This window comes from Lentibacillus sp. Marseille-P4043, from assembly GCF_900258515.1.
GTDB lineage: Bacteria > Bacillota > Bacilli > Bacillales > Amphibacillaceae > Lentibacillus_C.
This window is the reverse complement of the sequence record NZ_LT984884.1, coordinates 2,040,030-2,057,866: the sequence shown is the minus strand read 5'-3', so window position 1 is coordinate 2,057,866 and position 17,837 is coordinate 2,040,030. Positions and strand designations below refer to the sequence as shown.

Annotated in this window: 14 protein-coding genes; 1 reads left to right on the top strand and 13 read right to left on the bottom strand. The window is 37.4% G+C overall.

Annotated elements, in window-relative coordinates:
* Position 1 precedes the first annotated feature (1 nt).
* Together uvrB and C8270_RS09975 are read right to left on the bottom strand one after the other, a co-directional pair.
* On the bottom strand, positions 2-1,984 hold the full coding sequence (gene uvrB / locus C8270_RS09980; RefSeq protein ID WP_106496685.1) for an excinuclease ABC subunit UvrB: 1,983 nt from the start codon (positions 1,982-1,984) through the stop codon (positions 2-4).
* Between the two features lie 173 nt (positions 1,985-2,157).
* Positions 2,158-3,270 carry an MGDG synthase family glycosyltransferase gene (locus tag C8270_RS09975; protein ID WP_234028539.1) on the bottom strand — a complete coding sequence of 371 codons (1,113 nt, stop codon included), beginning with the start codon at positions 3,268-3,270 and terminating at the stop codon, positions 2,158-2,160.
* Between the two features lie 149 nt (positions 3,271-3,419).
* Here C8270_RS09975 and C8270_RS09970 point away from each other — a divergent pair, with 149 nt between their 5' ends.
* Positions 3,420-4,250, top strand: a complete 831-nt coding sequence (locus tag C8270_RS09970) for a metallophosphoesterase (protein WP_106496684.1) — start codon at positions 3,420-3,422, stop codon at positions 4,248-4,250.
* On the opposite strand, the gene C8270_RS09965 is transcribed toward C8270_RS09970, so the two are convergent.
* The 11 genes from C8270_RS09965 to hpf all read right to left on the bottom strand — a co-directional run bounded on the left by C8270_RS09965 (position 4,233) and on the right by hpf (position 17,810).
* Positions 4,233-4,769: a YkoP family protein gene (locus tag C8270_RS09965; protein WP_106496683.1), complete on the bottom strand. Its 537-nt coding sequence runs from the start codon at positions 4,767-4,769 to the stop codon at positions 4,233-4,235. The two genes, C8270_RS09970 and C8270_RS09965, sit on opposite strands and share 18 nt — an antisense overlap.
* 1,268 nt (positions 4,770-6,037) lie before the next feature.
* Positions 6,038-7,240: a PDZ domain-containing protein gene (locus C8270_RS09960; protein ID WP_106496682.1), complete on the bottom strand. Its 1,203-nt coding sequence runs from the start codon at positions 7,238-7,240 to the stop codon at positions 6,038-6,040.
* 159 nt (positions 7,241-7,399) lie between these two features.
* Positions 7,400-8,854, bottom strand: a complete 1,455-nt coding sequence (locus tag C8270_RS09955; protein WP_106496681.1) for a S41 family peptidase — start codon at positions 8,852-8,854, stop codon at positions 7,400-7,402.
* Positions 8,855-9,076: 222 nt separating this feature from the next.
* A complete protein-coding gene (locus C8270_RS09950) occupies positions 9,077-10,405 on the bottom strand; it encodes a murein hydrolase activator EnvC family protein (protein WP_106496680.1) in 1,329 nt (442 codons plus the stop codon).
* A gap of 48 nt (positions 10,406-10,453) precedes the next feature.
* Positions 10,454-11,347, bottom strand: a complete 894-nt coding sequence (gene ftsX, locus C8270_RS09945) for a permease-like cell division protein FtsX (protein ID WP_106496679.1) — start codon at positions 11,345-11,347, stop codon at positions 10,454-10,456.
* Positions 11,337-12,023 carry a cell division ATP-binding protein FtsE gene (ftsE, locus tag C8270_RS09940; protein ID WP_106496678.1) on the bottom strand — a complete coding sequence of 229 codons (687 nt, stop codon included), beginning with the start codon at positions 12,021-12,023 and terminating at the stop codon, positions 11,337-11,339. Before ftsE ends, ftsX begins: the two co-directional genes overlap by 11 nt.
* 297 nt (positions 12,024-12,320) lie before the next feature.
* Positions 12,321-12,710: a cytochrome c551 gene (gene cccB / locus C8270_RS09935; protein ID WP_106496677.1), complete on the bottom strand. Its 390-nt coding sequence runs from the start codon at positions 12,708-12,710 to the stop codon at positions 12,321-12,323.
* A 162-nt stretch (positions 12,711-12,872) separates the two neighbouring features.
* Positions 12,873-13,974, bottom strand: a protein-coding gene (gene prfB / locus C8270_RS09930) for a peptide chain release factor 2 (protein WP_106496676.1) whose coding sequence is annotated in 2 segments (ribosomal slippage) — positions 12,873-13,901 and positions 13,903-13,974 — 1,101 coding nt in all. Because the reading frame shifts where the segments join, the coding sequence is not laid out codon by codon here.
* Between the two features lie 77 nt (positions 13,975-14,051).
* On the bottom strand, positions 14,052-16,562 hold the full coding sequence (gene secA, locus C8270_RS09925; RefSeq protein ID WP_106496675.1) for a preprotein translocase subunit SecA: 2,511 nt from the start codon (positions 16,560-16,562) through the stop codon (positions 14,052-14,054).
* 241 nt (positions 16,563-16,803) lie between these two features.
* Positions 16,804-16,968 carry a hypothetical protein gene (locus C8270_RS19960; protein ID WP_158701690.1) on the bottom strand — a complete coding sequence of 55 codons (165 nt, stop codon included), beginning with the start codon at positions 16,966-16,968 and terminating at the stop codon, positions 16,804-16,806.
* Between the two features lie 284 nt (positions 16,969-17,252).
* Positions 17,253-17,810 (bottom strand): ribosome hibernation-promoting factor, HPF/YfiA family, encoded by a 558-nt coding sequence (gene hpf, locus C8270_RS09920; protein ID WP_106496674.1) that lies wholly within the window; start codon positions 17,808-17,810, stop codon positions 17,253-17,255.
* Positions 17,811-17,837: the final 27 nt, after the last annotated feature.

The window sequence follows — 17,837 nt, the reverse complement described above, 5'->3', positions numbered from 1 at the left end:
GTCACCCTTCCGCTTTTAGTTCAAGAACAATATCACGTAATTCCGCAGCTTTTTCGAAATCAAGCGCCTTGGCTGCATCTTTCATTTCTTTTTCCATATTCTCGATAAGTTTTTTCTTTTCCTTCTTCGGTAACTTCGATATATCTTTCGTCTTTTCATCGTATGTTTCCTGATCTTCGGCTGCAACGGTAGCTTGAATAACATCGCGTACATCTTTCTTAATTGTTGTTGGGGTAATATGATGTGCTTCATTATAGGCCATTTGCTTTTCACGACGCCGATTCGTTTCATCGATCGCAACCTGCATAGATTTTGTTATTTTATCGGCATACATAATAACTTCACCATGTTCATTTCTTGCTGCGCGCCCCATCGTTTGGATTAACGAACGGTCGGAACGTAAAAAACCTTCCTTGTCTGCATCTAAAATAGCCACGAGTGAAACTTCCGGTATATCAAGCCCTTCTCGTAATAAGTTAATCCCCACAAGTACATCATATTTTCCTGTTCGCAAATCTCGAATAACTTCGATCCGCTCCAATGTTTTAATTTCCGAATGTAAGTAAGCAACTTTTATACCAAGCTCTTTTAAATAATCCGTTAAATCTTCCGCCATCTTCTTCGTCAATGTCGTAACGAGCACTCGCTCATTGTGTTCTGTTCGCTTATTAATCTCACCAATTAAATCATCAATTTGTCCCTTAATTGGGCGAACGTCTATTTCGGGATCTAATAAACCGGTTGGACGAATAATTTGTTCGGTCATTTCTGGTGAGTGTTCCATTTCATATGGTCCAGGTGTTGCCGAAACGTAGATGAGCTGATTGGTTTGCTTCTCAAATTCACCAAATTTCAATGGTCGATTATCCAATGCTGACGGAAGCCGAAACCCGTGATCAACTAATACTTGTTTTCTAGCCCTGTCACCATTATACATCCCTCTAATTTGTGGTAGTGTAGCGTGTGATTCATCGATAACCACCAAGAAGTCGTCTGGGAAATAATCAAACAAGGTATAAGGAGTTGCACCTTCCTCACGCAACGTTAAATGCCTTGAATAGTTTTCAATTCCTGAACAAAAACCCATTTCTTGCATCATTTCGATGTCATAATTTGTCCGTTGTTCTAGTCGCTGTGCTTCTAGCAGTTTGTTCTGATCGCGTAATTCCTTTAATCGTTCTTCCAACTCTTTTTCAATGTTTTCGATCGCTTTTTTCAGCCTTTCCTCCCGCGTAACAAAGTGGGAAGCAGGGAAAATCGTTACATGCTCACGGTCACCAATAATTTCTCCTGTAAGTGCATCAACTTCACGAATTCGATCTATTTCATCACCAAAAAATTCAATCCGCAAACAATGTTCTTCTCGAGAAGCAGGAATTACTTCAACAGAGTCCCCCCGCACACGGAACGTACCACGTTGAAAATCAATATCATTTCTCGCATATTGGATATCTACCAAGTCTCGTAACAATTGATCACGTTCTTTTTCCATTCCCATTCTTAATGAAAGCATGTGACTACCGTATTCTTCTGGTGAACCTAGTCCATAAATACAAGAGACACTAGCAACTACTAAAACATCACGACGTTCAAAAAGTGATGACGTTGCTGAGTGGCGTAATTTATCGATCTCATCATTGATACTAGCATCTTTCTCAATAAATGTATCTGATGATGGTACATATGCTTCTGGTTGATAGTAATCGTAAAAACTTACAAAGTATTCCACAGCATTATTCGGAAAATATTCTTTAAACTCACTGTAAAGCTGACCTGCTAATGTTTTATTATGTGCTATAACAAGTGTTGGTCGGTTGATCTCCTGGACAACGTTTGAGACGGTAAATGTTTTCCCTGTACCCGTTGCCCCAAGTAGCGTTTGATGACGTTGACCTGCCAACACTTTGTCAACTATTTCTTTTATTGCTTTCGGTTGATCTCCCTGAGGCTCATATTTAGCCACTAGTTCAAACTGTTCTTCCACAAGGCAACCTCCGTTCATCTTCGTAATCATCTTATCATTATTTATCTAGTTTAACATAAACGCGAACAAATATTCTAACACTTTGCTTATCTATTGTCCATTGTACCCGAAATCTAACCTATAAAATCATCTCTAGCCAAACACAAAAACACCAGCCAGTCGCTGATGTTTTTCTAATTAGTATGGGCAGCTATTAATTTGTCAACAATTTCGTATATTGATTCCTCCACGAGATTTTTGTGATACGCCTTCATTTTTTGCTGGTACATTTCCCTTTGGTTGCTGTTCGAGAAAAAGCTAATAATTTGATGTTCCAAATCGTTTAGTGTTGATCGTATTATTAATCCTTGCTGTTGCAATTGATCCGCATTAATTTCCTCTTGACCCGGCAATGGATTAAAAACAAAAATCGGTTTCTTTTTTTGTAAACTTTCACTGATTGTGACACCTCCTGGTTTTGTCACGACAGCATCAACTTGTTCGTATAAATCATTCATTTCATCCCTGCATGTTATGTAAGAATGAGGGATAACATTCGGATTACTTCTCCGTTTAATCTCTTCGTACAACTTTTTATTTTTACCACATAAGATATGAAAACGAAGACAATCTTCGCATATTTTATCCAGTAAACGTGCGATTGCCCCAACCCCAAGACTTCCACCAGTAACAAGCAGTGTAATTGTTCTTGTCATCTGCCGCTCCTTTCCCTGTCTGAAAAATGCAGAATGGACAGGAATGCCAGTAATAAAAATACGATCTGCTTGGATTCCTTGATCTACTAAGTAATCTTTGACCATAGCAGTTGGGACAAAATGATAATCAATACCATGTAACCCCCATATACGATTGATAAAATAATCCGTATACACATTAATAATTATCGCATCAAGCTGTTTTTTCTCCTTTAATCTACTGGCAATCATGGATGGAAGCGCATGTGTACAAAAAATTATTCGAGGCTTTTTCTCCTGAATCAATCGCTTAAAAAAATATGTAAATAATAATTCATAAAGAACATGACGACTGGAGTGAATGGTTCGGTTATATGCTGCATGCTGGTAGAGCCAATTATAAACATTTGGGAATAGTTTGATCCACGTCAAATAAGTGGATGACACTGCTTTCTCAATCCCCCCATAACTATAGGACAAGATATCCACTTTTTCACAACTTATTTTTTGCTCACATTTTTTCAAATCATGTATTATGGCATCTGCAACATGATGATGCCCTGTTTGAATTTGCATAAATGGCAAAAACAAAGCTGCTATCCGTTGGTTCATTGCGATCATCTCCAAATAAGTTGTGTTCAAAGAGAAGGATAAAAATTTTCACCGGACTTTTTTGTACTCTATTAGCTAATCCCATCAATTACCTCTCAATCAGCTTAACGACGCATGGTATAATTTTAAGTGGAGAGGAGATTTCTTCTATGAAAATTATACTTACGCTTATTTTGATCATTATCATTATTCTTATCTATAAAGCATATAAAAACACAAAAGACGTTACAATTAATAAAATCACAGTCGCAAATCAGCCAAACAATCTGAAGCAGTCGTTATCCATCCTGCATCTTTCCGATATACATGTAGAACATATCTCGATAACACCAGAACAATTAGCAACTAAACTAAAAAACGAATCGTTTGATATCATTGCTCTAACAGGTGATTTCTTAGATCGCAAACGAAGTATTCCAAAACTAGCACCTTATTTGGACGTTCTCCAGCATTTACATCCGAAGTACGGGATTTATGCTGTCTTTGGCAATCATGATTACGTTCTTCATGACACAGACCTTCATGAACTTAAAATGCTGTTAGAAACTTACGGTTGCCATGTTTTACAAAATGCTAGTGAAACAATCACAATAAACGAAAGCAAGGTAAATATTATCGGCATTGATGACTATAGTACGAATCGAAGTAATATCCCATTAGCTTTTCAACATGTTAAAAATGGGACAAACATTATTCTGACTCATGACCCAACAGTAGTTCTGGACATGGACAGTTATAAATTCGACTATTTGATGGCAGGTCATTTTCACGGCGGACAAATATGTTACCCAAAAGCATACCATCTAGCTAAAATGGGAAAACTTGCCCGTCAACATATTATTAAAGGGCTGCATAAGCAAAACGACATGCCATACTACATTAGTGAAGGGTTAGGTCAAACAGGATTAAATATCCGCATTGGCAGCCGCCCAGAAATTACGTTCCATCGTATTACAACGCAATCAGAATCCTCGCTTTAGTAATTGCTCTTTCGACATAAACAAATAAACTGGCTGTTGGAGGTATGGTGTGTTTGCCAAAAAGTTAATCGGCAGGAAAGTCAACTTTTTATAAAGAGTATAATAAAAATTACCGATTGGACAGATATCAAATCCAAGTCGGTCTGCACCACGATACAAGGTTGTTATCCCAATAATACCTTTAATTTCATTTGTTTTCTGATGCATCCGGACAAATTTAGCGAGTCGAGGCAACGAGCGTTTCACCATATGATAGACATACACTCCACGCTTCATCTCACTATTTATTTGGTTCAGTTCGCGAAGCATCTTCACATTATGCAAATGAATTTTTATAAGTAAATCATTTTTGTTTATTACTGTACCATCGTTTAGCACTACCGACTTTCCTTTATATCGGGTAAGCCTAACGCGAAATAATGTATTTTGTTTTTCATGATCCGTTACATAGTGTAAACGGGTCATACGAAAGTAAATAGGGTCGAGTGCATTCCACACACTTAGTAAATAGCTTTTCATTTCGCTTTCCTCTCAAATTCATTCCGTCATCAATAGTTTGTTATAAAAGAGGGAAAATATAAAAGGAATTTTTAGGAACATAAAAAAGAAGGTCTCGCGTTTGGAGATAACGGGTTCTCTTTAAGGTTGCCAAACAACAAATAACAATATAAATGGGGTGCAAAATCACATACAGTATCGCACCCTTATTTTTGTAGTTATATCAATGCATTTGGCCATTTGTTGGTTAAAATAGCATGATAAATAGCAATAACTTTAGCAGAGTGGGAATAGATATTCTCACTCTGCTATTTTATTTGATAAACTACCAGTTATTTTACAAGTGGAAATCAAATAGGGTCGGTTCCGATTGTGNTAACGGGTTCTCTTTAAGGTTGCAAAACAACAAATAACAATATAAATGGGGTGCAAAATCACATACAGTATCGCACCCTTATTTTTGTAGTTATATCAATGCATTTGGCCATTTGTTGGTTAAAATAGCATGATAAATAGCAATAACTTTAGCAGAGTGGGAATAGATATTCTCACTCTGCTATTTTATTTGATAAACTACCAGTTATTTTACAAGTGGAAATCAAATAGGGTCGGTTCCGATTGTGGACGACATAAATTTTATATTATTGACTCTCACATCCTCGCTTAATTTAGTGCTGGAAAACCGCTTCGGCAGAATACTTCGCTTTCCGCGGGCACGGCCTCAGCCTCCTTGCCCCGGCGAGGGGTATGTCGACGTTGTCCGCAAAGGACGGTTTTAGTCGACCTTCCTTTTCAAATCACTCTGCGGGGTCTTCGGACACGTGCTGTTCCCGCAGGAGTCTACGTATTCTGCCTACGCTAGTTGAGATTATCTAACTTAAAATTGTTGTCCCTGATTGCTATCCAGCGGAAGAAAAACACGGAGACTCCTGTGGGAGAAGAGGCCTAGGTGAGACCCCGCAGTGCGACAGCACGAGGAGGCTCATCAGCCGCCCACGGAAAGCGCAGTGTTTTTCTGGAGCGGCCATTTGTAGCAGAACCAGAAATCTCCCAATAAATTTTCTATCACCAACAAATATTAGAAGTTAATACTACTGTGAATTGCCCTGATGTTTTTGTTGTAAATTTTTCTGTGATTTGAGATGTTTTTCTCTTGTTTGCACCTCTAAAGAGAACCCGTTACGTTTGGAGACCTTCATTTTTTATTCCAAGTTTTGTTGATGTTCACGTGAATATAGACGATATTCCGGTTGATAATCCCGCGATTTCGAGTAATAACACCTGCCCATTTAATTTACTTGCTGACGTTGTTCACTGCCGCGATACTTTTCTTTAGCAAATAGAATACCTAATTCATGGTGGTCCCCTTGATAAAAAGCACTTTGTACGAAGCGAACTTCACCAGAGTCATCCACAATATCCAGTTTAAAAAATGCGCCATTAGCTTGTAATGCCCGATAAAAACCCGCTACATTATGTACTTTCTGTCCATTAACTTTGTAAATCGTTTCCCCTGTAAGAATTCCTAATCGATCTGCCGGTGTATCTGGTATAATTGCCAAAACCTTTAATCCGTTTGCTGAAATATTAAAATAAGGTACTTTTGCTTTATCACGAATTCGATGCTTATAGCTGATAAATTCTCTTCCTAAAATTGCTACTAATACAGCTGTTAAAGACACCCATGAGGCAAATATACTTATTGAAGCTAATAACAATACGAACACACCAAGTATACCGATCGATGTTGCCAATTTTCGTTGAGCTACCTGTGGAATATTTCCTTTTATAACATGATCAAACCCAATTAAAAATGGAACTAATAAAATACTGTATGTGTCCCCACCTAATGAAAAATATGGCCAAAAAGGGATGAAGGACGTAATGTAGCCTGAAGGCACTAGTATAAAAAATGGAATCATGCTCATTTTCTTCACATGGTGCTGTCCCACCCATTTTCCGCGATTGCCCAAAACTAAATCAGGAAATGACGCATTCCGTTTCACTCGCTTTAAATGAATTGCCTCTACAAGAAGTAACAACCCAAGTAATAAAACCAACCCCGAAAAGTTTGAGTCGGTGAATAAATTACTGTCCATTTCAGCAAATGATTGCTGTTTTAAAAAATATGGAATAAACAATAATAATAGATATGTAAGTCCAATTGTATAGCTTGGAGAAAGAAGCGTAAACCTCATTGATAAACTTAATACAATACTAACCACACTTAACATTAGGATAGTTTCATAGGAAAAAACAATACCAATCCCTAAGGCAAGTAATGATATAACAAACCCTGAAATAATAGAAATAGACCATGTATTTTTCCATTCCGTAAATACATCAAAAATTTTTGTACCAAAATTATTTCGTTCCCTTTTTATTCGGCTGATTCCACTTAAAACAACCAAAATAACAGCCCAATATATCAACGGATTTAGAAATAGTCTTCCAATTCCCTTCAGTAATTCCATTAACCATGTTTCTACCAATATGATCACCTTCCAGCACTGAGCTATGTCTCCCTTTTCCTATATTCGATATCCGGTGAATAGACTCCTGCTTATATTAAGCCTATTTTACCATGATAAGGTGCCTCGTGTATCACATTTTCTACTAAAAAATCCGCGAGAGATTCTCGCGGATTTAGGTTACTTGTATAATTCATTTAATGCTTTTTCCATTTGTTGATCGTCATCACCTTCGCGAATATGATCAACGATTTGTGCCTCGATTAAGCCAGCTGTTTTTTTATCAATTTCACCTGTCACTTTTACATCATTGTCTTGTTGGAACTCTTTTACCGCTTCCACTGTTTGTTTATTAAAGTAGCCATCAATTCTTCCAGGATCATAGCCTAGTCCATCCAACATTATTTGAATATTTTTCACCTTTTCACCTGTATGGTTATATGTCAGTGGATTTTCTAATTGGACAGGATTGGAATAGAAATAATCTGGTTGTTTAACTTTAATTGTTGGTTTTATCCCTTTTTCATGAATCCACGTTCCTTTTGGTGAAAGCCATTTATAAAACGTTAATTTAATCGTACTTCCATCACCCATCGGAACTGCTTGTTGTACGGTTCCTTTTCCAAAACTTTTTGTTCCAACAACATCATATCCTGCTTCTTTCATTGCAACAGCAAGAATTTCTGAAGCGGATGCACTACCTTCATCAATTACGACACTAATTGGGTAATCTTTTTTTGTATCAAGTTCTGAATAATAAGGTGATTTTCCCCCATCTTGATCTTCAATCTGAACATAAGGCATATCTTTCGGAATAAATAGTTTCAAAATGTCTTCTACGGCGTTAAAAAGACCACCAGGATTGCCACGGACATCAATAACTAATCCTTCAATTCCATCTTCCTCAAGTTTTGTCAACTGTTCTTTAAATTCTGTAGCCGTATTCTCAGAAAATGTAGTGATTTCCAGGACACCAGTTTTTTTGCCATCTATTTTCTTTACATTGGAATGGACCGTTTCAACTGGAATATCATCGCGTTCAATCGTAACATTAAACGGATCTGAAACTCCTGCTCGCTGAACCTTTATAACGACTTCAGACCCTTTTTCACCACGAATCTTTTCAACTGCTTCAGCTAGTTCAAGTCCTTCTACACTTTCTTCATCAACGGTTAAAATTTGATCATTTGGTCTTAATCCGGCTTCTTCAGCTGGTGAATCCTTGATTGGCGCAATGATCGTTACTTTCCCATCAACCATGCTTACCTCCGCACCAATGCCTTCAAAGGATGATTCAATTGTTTCATTAAAGTTCTTCATCGTTTCAGCATCCATGTAGGTGCTATAAGGATCATCCAACGAACCAAGCATTCCTTTGATCGCACCTTCAACTAATTGCTGATCATCAACGTCCATTAAATAATGCTTCTTAATTAACCCAAATGCTTGGACAACTTTATCCATGTTTTCTGGTTGTTCTACCTCTTCATCACCTTTAATTAAGGGGACCTCAGCTTTTTCTTCTTTGACTTGCTTGTCCGGTTGTGCCAGTTTCACACCAAAATACGCCCCGGCGAAACCTAGAACCAAAGCCGCAATTAAAATAAAGACGATGTGCTGCTTTTTAAACGTCATTTTTTCACCCCAATTGTTATTTTCTGATTGGTGGTTCCATATGTAAGGAAAGCAAAAACCGCTCGCCTATTTTCCAAATTGTTGGAGAGGGAAAGCTTAATAAATATGTTTCTTAGCACCATACTCCAACGTTTTTTTATGCTAAAAGGCATCACACCGTAAATGTGCGATGCCTTTAATATTATAGTTTATGCATACATGCGTCAAATAATGTAATGCAAATCATTTGAGGTATGGCATTGGATTTACTCCACTGTGGTATTTCCATTGTCCTTTGTGAACTTCAAAATGACAATGACTTCCAAATGAATTACCGGTATTCCCCATGTTTCCGATTTGTTGACCTACACTTACTTGTTGCCCATAACTTACAGAAAGACTGGACATATGCGCATATACAGTTGTTAAATTTAAATGTGGATGATAGATATATACTACATTTCCATAACTGTTTGAGTATTCTGCTCTTGTAACCGTACCAGATTCTGCTGCATGGATTGGTGTGCCAACTGAATTAGCAATGTCAATTCCATAGTGATATCCTAAGCTTCTGGATCCATAGCCCGAAGAAAATCTACCATTTGCAGGCCAAATTAAAGTGCCACTTCCACCAGTACTGATATTCCCTGAATTACTAGAACCACCAGAATGATTTGAACTACTTGATTGTGCTTTTGCTCTTCTTTCCTTAGCTTGTCTCTCTAGTTCCGCCTTCTGATTCATAGCGGACTTCTTTGCTTTATCAATCGCTGCAGCCTGTTGTTCCATCACTCGTTGCTGCTCTTCAAGAGACATCTTGTAATCCTCTAATTGTTCGTGTTCCTCTTCTAGTTGAGCCATCAATTTTTCCTTTTCCGCCGCTTGTTCATCTAATTGGGTTTTCAATGACTCTAATTCATTCTTTTGATCTTCTAAAGCGTTTTTCTTCTGTTCTACATCTTTTTTACTTTCTTGGATTTCAATTTTCTTTTTCTCTAATGCCTTCTTATCTGCTGCAAGGGATTCCATTATGTTTTTATCGGAATCCATAATTGTGTTTACAGCTGATGATCTACTGATAAAGTCACTAAAGCTTTGGGAACCAAGAATAACTTCCATATATTTCATGCTTCCACCGTTTTTTTGGATTGTACGTAAACGTTCTTTTAGCAAAGCTTCCCGTTCCTTGATGCTATCTTGTAATTCTTTAATTTCTACTTTTAAATTTTTAATTTTTGTTTTAAGTTGTTCCAATTTTTCATTCGTTGATTTAATCTCGTCTTGTTTCGCTTTGATTTTGGTTTTTGTATTTGATAGCTTCTTATCTATTGTTTTAATATCACTTTCAACTGTATCTTGTTTTGATAAATTCTTGTCAATCTTTTGATCGGTTTTATCCTGTTTATTGGTTATATCACCTTGTTTATCTTTTAATGCTTCTTTTTCTTTTTGTAGCTCGTTAATTTTATTATCCACTTCATCCATTGACTTCGCCTGAACATGTGTCCAACTGCTGAAGTTTGCTCCAAGTAATAGAATACCTATAAGTATATACGAAACTATTTTTTTCATCTCGCATCTCCTTTCCCCTGTAAAAACATACTTCGATCTTGTCCATCTTTACACTTTTAAGAACTTACGGACACTCATCACACTTCCCCAAATACCAATTAGCGCACCGATTAATAGAATAATAAGCGATAGTTGCCATGCAAATGGATTGTATGGTAGTAAATCAACAAAACTATACGAGAACTTCTCGCTAAGATTATTTTCTATATAATAATAGCCACCCAGGATGGCTGCGATTGGAATGATAGAACCAAGTATACCGAGCAGCATACCTTCTATGAAAAATGGCCATCTGATAAAGCCGTTCGCTGCACCAACTAGTTTCATAATCCCTATTTCTTTACTCCGTGCCATGATTGTAAGTTTTATTGTGTTTGAGATAAGGAATATCGCTGTAAACAGTAGACCAACAATCAATACCAAACCAATGTTACGTGCGTATTTATTAAATTCGAATAGGCGCTGTACAACATCTTTTCCATAATTGACTTCTTGAACATTATCAAAACCATCAATCTTATTTGCTACATCTAATGTGTCTAGTGGATCTTTTGTTTTAACTACATAAACGTGATTAAGCGGATTATCCTGCTCAAATAACTGCCAGGAATCTCCCTCTTTACCCATGCTTTCAATCAATTCTTCCAATTGCTCGTCCTTTGAAGAAAACACAACTGAATCAACATCACCGATTTGTTGTATTTTGTCGCCTAATTGTTTAATTTGATCCTCGTTCGCAGTAAGATCAATTAACACATTGATTTCTACATCATCTTCAATGTTGTCAGCCATCTGGTTTAAGTTAAGCATTAAAGCAAGGAAAGCACCTACTAAAATCAATGTTGTTGTAACCGCACCAACAGAGGCAACAGTCATCCAACCATTACGAAAAATATTTTTAACACCTTCACGAAAATGACGCTTCATAGTTCTAAATCTCATAGCCGTATTCACCTCGATGTTCGTCCCTTACAATCAAGCCATCCTCTACTGCAATGACACGCTTCTTAATTGTGTTAACAATCTCTTTGTTATGTGTGGCCATGATAATTGTTGTTCCTTTATCGTTAATTTCTTCAAAAATCCGCATGATTCCCCAAGATGTATCGGGATCTAAATTTCCGGTAGGCTCATCTGCAATAACAACTTTCGGATTATTCACAATCGCACGTGCAATCGAAACACGCTGTTGTTCACCGCCTGATAACTCGTCTGGGATAAATCTGGCTTTGTTTTTCAAGCCGACAAGGTCGAGTACTTCCATGACACGTTTTCGTATATTTCGCGGAGATTCCTCGATAACCTCTAATGCAAATGCGATATTTTCATAGACTGTCAGTTTTTGCAAAAGCTTAAAATCTTGGAAAATAACACCTATATCACGTCTTAGATATGGAACATTTCGCTCACGAAGCTCACTCAAGTCTTTTTCATTAATTACAATAGATCCTTCTGTTGGTTTAACCTCTCGATACATCAACTTAATAAACGTTGATTTACCCGCACCACTTGGTCCTACTATGTAAACAAATTCGCCCTGGTCAATCGATATATTAATACCATTAAGCGCTGTCACACCGTTTGGATATGTTTTATAGACGTCTTTCATTTTTATCATATTTCAATCACCTTTTAATTTATTGTTGTTTATTCTAGGATGTCGAAACTTCATATAAATAAAATCCAAATTACGCTTCATTAAATGAAATCTTATTTATACTTATTCAGTATAACATTTTTCGCCAGTATTTTTAGACAAAAAAATATTACATTTTCATTTCAAATGCTGTATTATTTTAACTGTTATGAAAGTTATGGGAATTCATAATTATTCGAGAGAGAATTACGGGGAAAAACAGAAAGCTTGGCCATAATAGACGGTCCAAGCTTTTGTGTGTTTGATTCTACAATTTCATTATTTCTTTTGTGCTAACCATGAAGCTAGTAGGTCTACATCGTCACCAGTAGCCATTCCAGCTGGCATTTGCCCTTGATCGCCTTCTTTACCGTTTTTAATGATATCAGCGATTTCATCAGCGGAATATTTAGACCCTACTTTTTGCAAATTAGGCCCCGCTCCACCAGATAGGTCTGCACCATGGCAAGATGCACAGTTGCTCTTAAATACTTCTTCGGCAGCTGATGCGTCTACAGTACCACCGCTATCTTCGCCATTATCAGCAGATTCCTCTGAGGCAGTATCTCCGTTATCTGCAGGTTCATCGCTTGCATCGTCATCCCCACCGCCACAAGCGCCTAGCACCAAAGCTGTACCAAAAAGAACGGTAAATAACCATTTCTTCATGCTTAAATCCCCCTAACAAAATTTAGTATTGAACTTCAGTGTTTATTATAACCCTTTTATAGAGTTTTAAAACCCTAACCTAGTCCATAATTTTGTCACTATCTCACTAAAATGCAAGGGAGTCAATGCTCTTGGCAAATTGTGTCAAATTCATGACATAATTTAGTTGATTTGTGATCGCAAATAAGCATCAATAAATGGATCAAGATCTCCGTCCATTACACCTTGTGTGTTACCAACTTCAACATTTGTCCGGTGATCCTTTACCATAGAGTATGGGTGGAAAACATAGGAGCGAATTTGACTACCCCAACCGATTTCCTTTTGTTCTCCGCGAATGTCATCAAGTTCTTGTTGCTGCCGTTCAATTTCCAATTGATACAGCTTAGACTTCAACATTTTCATGGCTTGTTCACGGTTTTGAATTTGCGACCGTTCCGATTGACAGGTAACAACGACATTTGTCGGTATGTGTGTGATCCTCACTGCTGAATCAGTTGTGTTAACATGTTGACCACCAGCACCGCTTGCTCGATACGTATCAATTTTAATGTCTTCCGTTCTAATATCAACCTCAACATCATCATCAAATTCCGGCATCACGTCACAGGAAACGAATGATGTGTGGCGTCGACCAGATGAATCAAATGGTGAGATACGTACCAACCGATGAACACCCTTTTCAGCTTTTAAATAGCCATATGCATTGTGTCCTTTTATGAGCAATGTAACACTTTTTACACCTGCTTCATCACCAGGCAAATAATCAACCGTTTGTACATGGAAACCTTTATCATCAGCCCAACGTTGGTACATTCGCAGCAGCATACTTGCCCAATCCTGTGATTCTGTTCCACCAGCACCCGGATGCAGTTCCAAAATCGCATTATTAGCATCATATGGTTCACTTAACAGCATTTGTAATTCAAACGCATTTGCGCGCTCACGTAACTCTGCCATCCCTTGTTCTAAATCTGAAAATAACTCTGGATCATTTTCCTCTTTTACTAATTCATAGCTTACCTGTAAATCAGTCAATCTTTCTTCAAGATCTGTAAAGCCCTCGACATATTCCTTTAGACCGTTTGATTCATTAATAACCTTTTGTGCAGTCGTTTGGTCGTTCCAAAAATCAGGATCGGTCATTTCCATTTCCAATTCTTTAATCCTATCTTGTTTATTTTCTAGGTCAAAGAGACCCCCTAAAATCGGCAATACGTCCGGCTATTTTTTCTAATTCGTGGTTAATCTCTACTAGTTCCATTATTTTCACCTCAGCAAATTTCTTCGGTTTTTTCTATTATTCCCATACAGTTTCTTTTCGTAAGGGAATAATTATTGTTATTTTCCATGACAGTTTTTATATTTTTTCCCACTACCACAAGGACAAGGATCATTTCGGCCAATGTTTTCCTTCTTCACATATGGCTTACGGGTTTTCTTTTTATTTTCTTCCCCACCAGAGACAGCTTGGGTATCTTTCACAACTTCCTCACGCTGTAGATTTTCACGAATTTGTGCTTTCATTACATATTTGGATACTTCCTCTTCAATTGCTACGACCATTTCCTCAAACATATGGAATCCTTCTGCTTGATATTCTTGTAATGGATCGTTTTGGCCATACGCCCGCAAATGAATACCTTGACGCAATTGTTCCATCTGATCGATATGATCCATCCATTTCGTATCGACCGTTCTCAATAAAATGACCTTCTCAAATTCGCGCATTTGTTCAGGTGTTAATTCTGCCTCTTTTTCATCATATTTTGTATTAACTTTGTCCATAATCCATTCGATCATTTCTTCAGGTTCTTTCCCCAGTAAATCATCAGTAGAAATGTCTTCAGGATCTAATAAATTCCCATGAACATACTCCACAATTGCGTTTAATTCCCAATTATCATCAAGATCATCGGCTGTATGAGACTGTACAATCCGCTCTACAGTTGACTTAATCATCCCTTCAATAATTTCGCGCAGGTTTTCTGAATCAATTACATCAAACCGTTGTTTATAAATAATTTCACGTTGTTGACGTAAGACATCATCATAAGACAATACTGTTTTACGTGCATCAAAGTTATTTCCTTCAACACGTTTTTGTGCCGATTCTACAGCTCTTGAAACCATCTTACTCTCGATTGGCTGTGTATCATCCATACCTAATTTTTCCATCATTGAGCGCAGGTTATCAGAGCCAAATCGACGCATTAATTCATCTTCCATGGATAAATAAAATTGGGATAACCCTGGATCACCTTGACGTCCTGACCGTCCACGCAACTGGTTATCAATCCGACGCGATTCATGTCGTTCTGTTCCGATTACCGCAAGTCCGCCTAGATCAATGACACCTTCTCCAAGTTTAATGTCGGTACCACGTCCAGCCATATTTGTTGCAATTGTTACGGCACCTTTTTGTCCAGCATTTTCGATAATCTCTGCTTCTCTGTAGTGATTTTTAGCATTCAAAACATTATGCTTCACACCCATTTTTTTCAACATTTTCGAAATCAGTTCAGACGTCTCAACCGCAACCGTACCAACTAATACTGGTTGTCCTATCTCATAACGCTCTTTAATATTGTCAGCTACAGCACGAAACTTGCCTTCCATTGATTTATAAATCATGTCTGCACGGTCATCGCGAATTATTGGTTTGTTTGTTGGGATCGCGATAACATCCATGTTGTAAATATTACGAAATTCTTCTTCTTCCGTTTTTGCCGTACCAGTCATACCAGAAAGCTTTTGATACATACGGAAAAAGTTTTGGAAAGTAATCGATGCAAGTGTCATGCTCTCATTTTGAATTTGCAAGCCTTCTTTTGCTTCAATCGCTTGATGGAGCCCGTCACTATAGCGTCGTCCTTTCATCAATCTCCCGGTAAACTGGTCAACAATAACAACTTCGCCTTCCTGCACAACATAGTCTGTATCACGATGCATGGAAGCATGAGCTTTCAATGCTTGGTTAATATGATGTGTCAACGTAACATGATTTAAATCAAATAGATTTTCAATCGAGAAATAACGCTCTGCCTTATTGATTCCTTCTTCTGTTAATTGTACACCTTTCGTTTTTTCATCATACGTATAATCTGTTTCATGTTTTAGCATGCTTACAAACGAGTCTGCTTGCTGATACATGGCTGCAGATTTTTGTGCTGACCCGGAAATAATTAATGGTGTTCTAGCTTCATCAATTAAAATAGAGTCTACTTCATCAATGATGGCAAAATTAAGTGGACGCTGGACCATTTGCTCTTTATAAAGAACCATATTGTCCCGTAAATAGTCAAAACCGTACTCATTATTTGTACCATACGTAATATCACGATAGTACGCATCCCGTTTCTCTTCTTTCGATAATCCATTACCATTTAAACCAACCGTTAAACCGAGAAAACCATATAATTCTCCCATTTCTTCTGCATCACGACTAGCTAAATATTCGTTTACTGTGATAATATGGACACCCTTTCCTGAAAGGGCATTTAAATAGGCAGGTAAAGTGGAAGCAAGTGTTTTTCCTTCCCCTGTTTTCATTTCGGCAATATTTCCTTCATGAAGGGCAATAGCACCCATTAACTGGACTGGAAATGGACGCATTCCAAGTACTCGCTTAGAAGCCTCTCGGACTGTTGCGTAGGCTTCAATCATCATATCATCAAGACTTTCACCATTTTGATAACGTTCTTTAAATGCTTCAGTTTTTCCTTTTAACGCTTCATCTGTTAATTTTTCATATTCCGGTTCTAATGCATCTATCTTGTCTACTATTTTTTGATATCGATTGAGTTGTTTTTGGTTTCCATCACCAAAAATCTTTTTCAATAATCCAGGCATATAAAACGCTCCTCAAGTTAAAAATCACTACATACAAAAAATTATAATCCACACTTAATAATAACACTATCTAAACAAGTATGACAACTGCTTGTGATTTGACCAATGTGTAGCAAAGGAGTGCTCTTTAAGCCTTTTGAAAAAATGTAAAGAGCAATCCCGGGCGGAACTGCTCTTTACGTTGAGGAAAGTCTGCGGAAACTAGGCGAAAAGCCCGGGGTTGCAATTCGGGGAGATCCATTCATGAGAGCGAATAGTTTTTATCTGTATTATGTTGGTTTCGCGATAGTTCAGTTAATTTCCGGTTCGTTGCAGCAACTATTTCCATTAATTGTGTTATCGTTTCCTCATGTTGTTGCACCTTTATCACGAGCGCATCAAACGCGATATAATCCTGTTCATTCATATGTAAATCCTCCTTTCTCTCTTGCATCTTATTTATACCATGGATACGATATTTTAGACCAATTGCCATTTTTCGATTTTGGGTTTCAATTCGACATGTTTTTCAAGCAAAACGCCAGAATCCGACAGTGAATTTTGCCTATTTACCGAAAATATGGTAAAACGATTGATCCAAAATCCAAATTTGGTAATCTCTTCGACAAATTTAGACAAGACTATTATAATCCACGATAATTAGGTAAAAAAGAGAGCTGACATGTGCGCCAGCTCTCTCATTTATATCAATTAACTATTTGGTTCGATCAATCCGTATCTCCCGTCTTTGCGACGATAAACAACATTTGTATCACCTGACACAGCATTTGTAAAAACGTAAAATGCGTGTCCTAACATATCCATTTGCAATACAGCTTCTTCTGAATCCATTGGTTTTAAATTAAATCGTTTCGTTCTTACAATATCTACTTCATCATCTGCTTCTTCTAATTGAACTGCAGCCGATTCCTTTTCAAGTTCGGCAAATACATGTTTAGGAGAACCATTTTGCCGAAATTTACGATTAACTTTTGTTTTATATTTTCGTATTTGTCTTTCTAGTTTGTCTACTACAAGGTCGATGGCAGCGTATAAGTCAATGTGCTGTACCTCTGCACGAAGTAATAAATTGGTCATCGGTATAGTAACCTCAATTTTCTGCTCATCATTATAGACACTTAAATTCACATGTACATCTGAGGTTGGCGGTGTATCAAAGTATTTTTCCAGCTTACTAATTTTCTTTTGCACATAATCACGTATGGCTCCAGTCACCTCAATATTCTCACCACGAATGTTATATTTCATAAAAGTGTCCTCCTTTCATCCTTATGT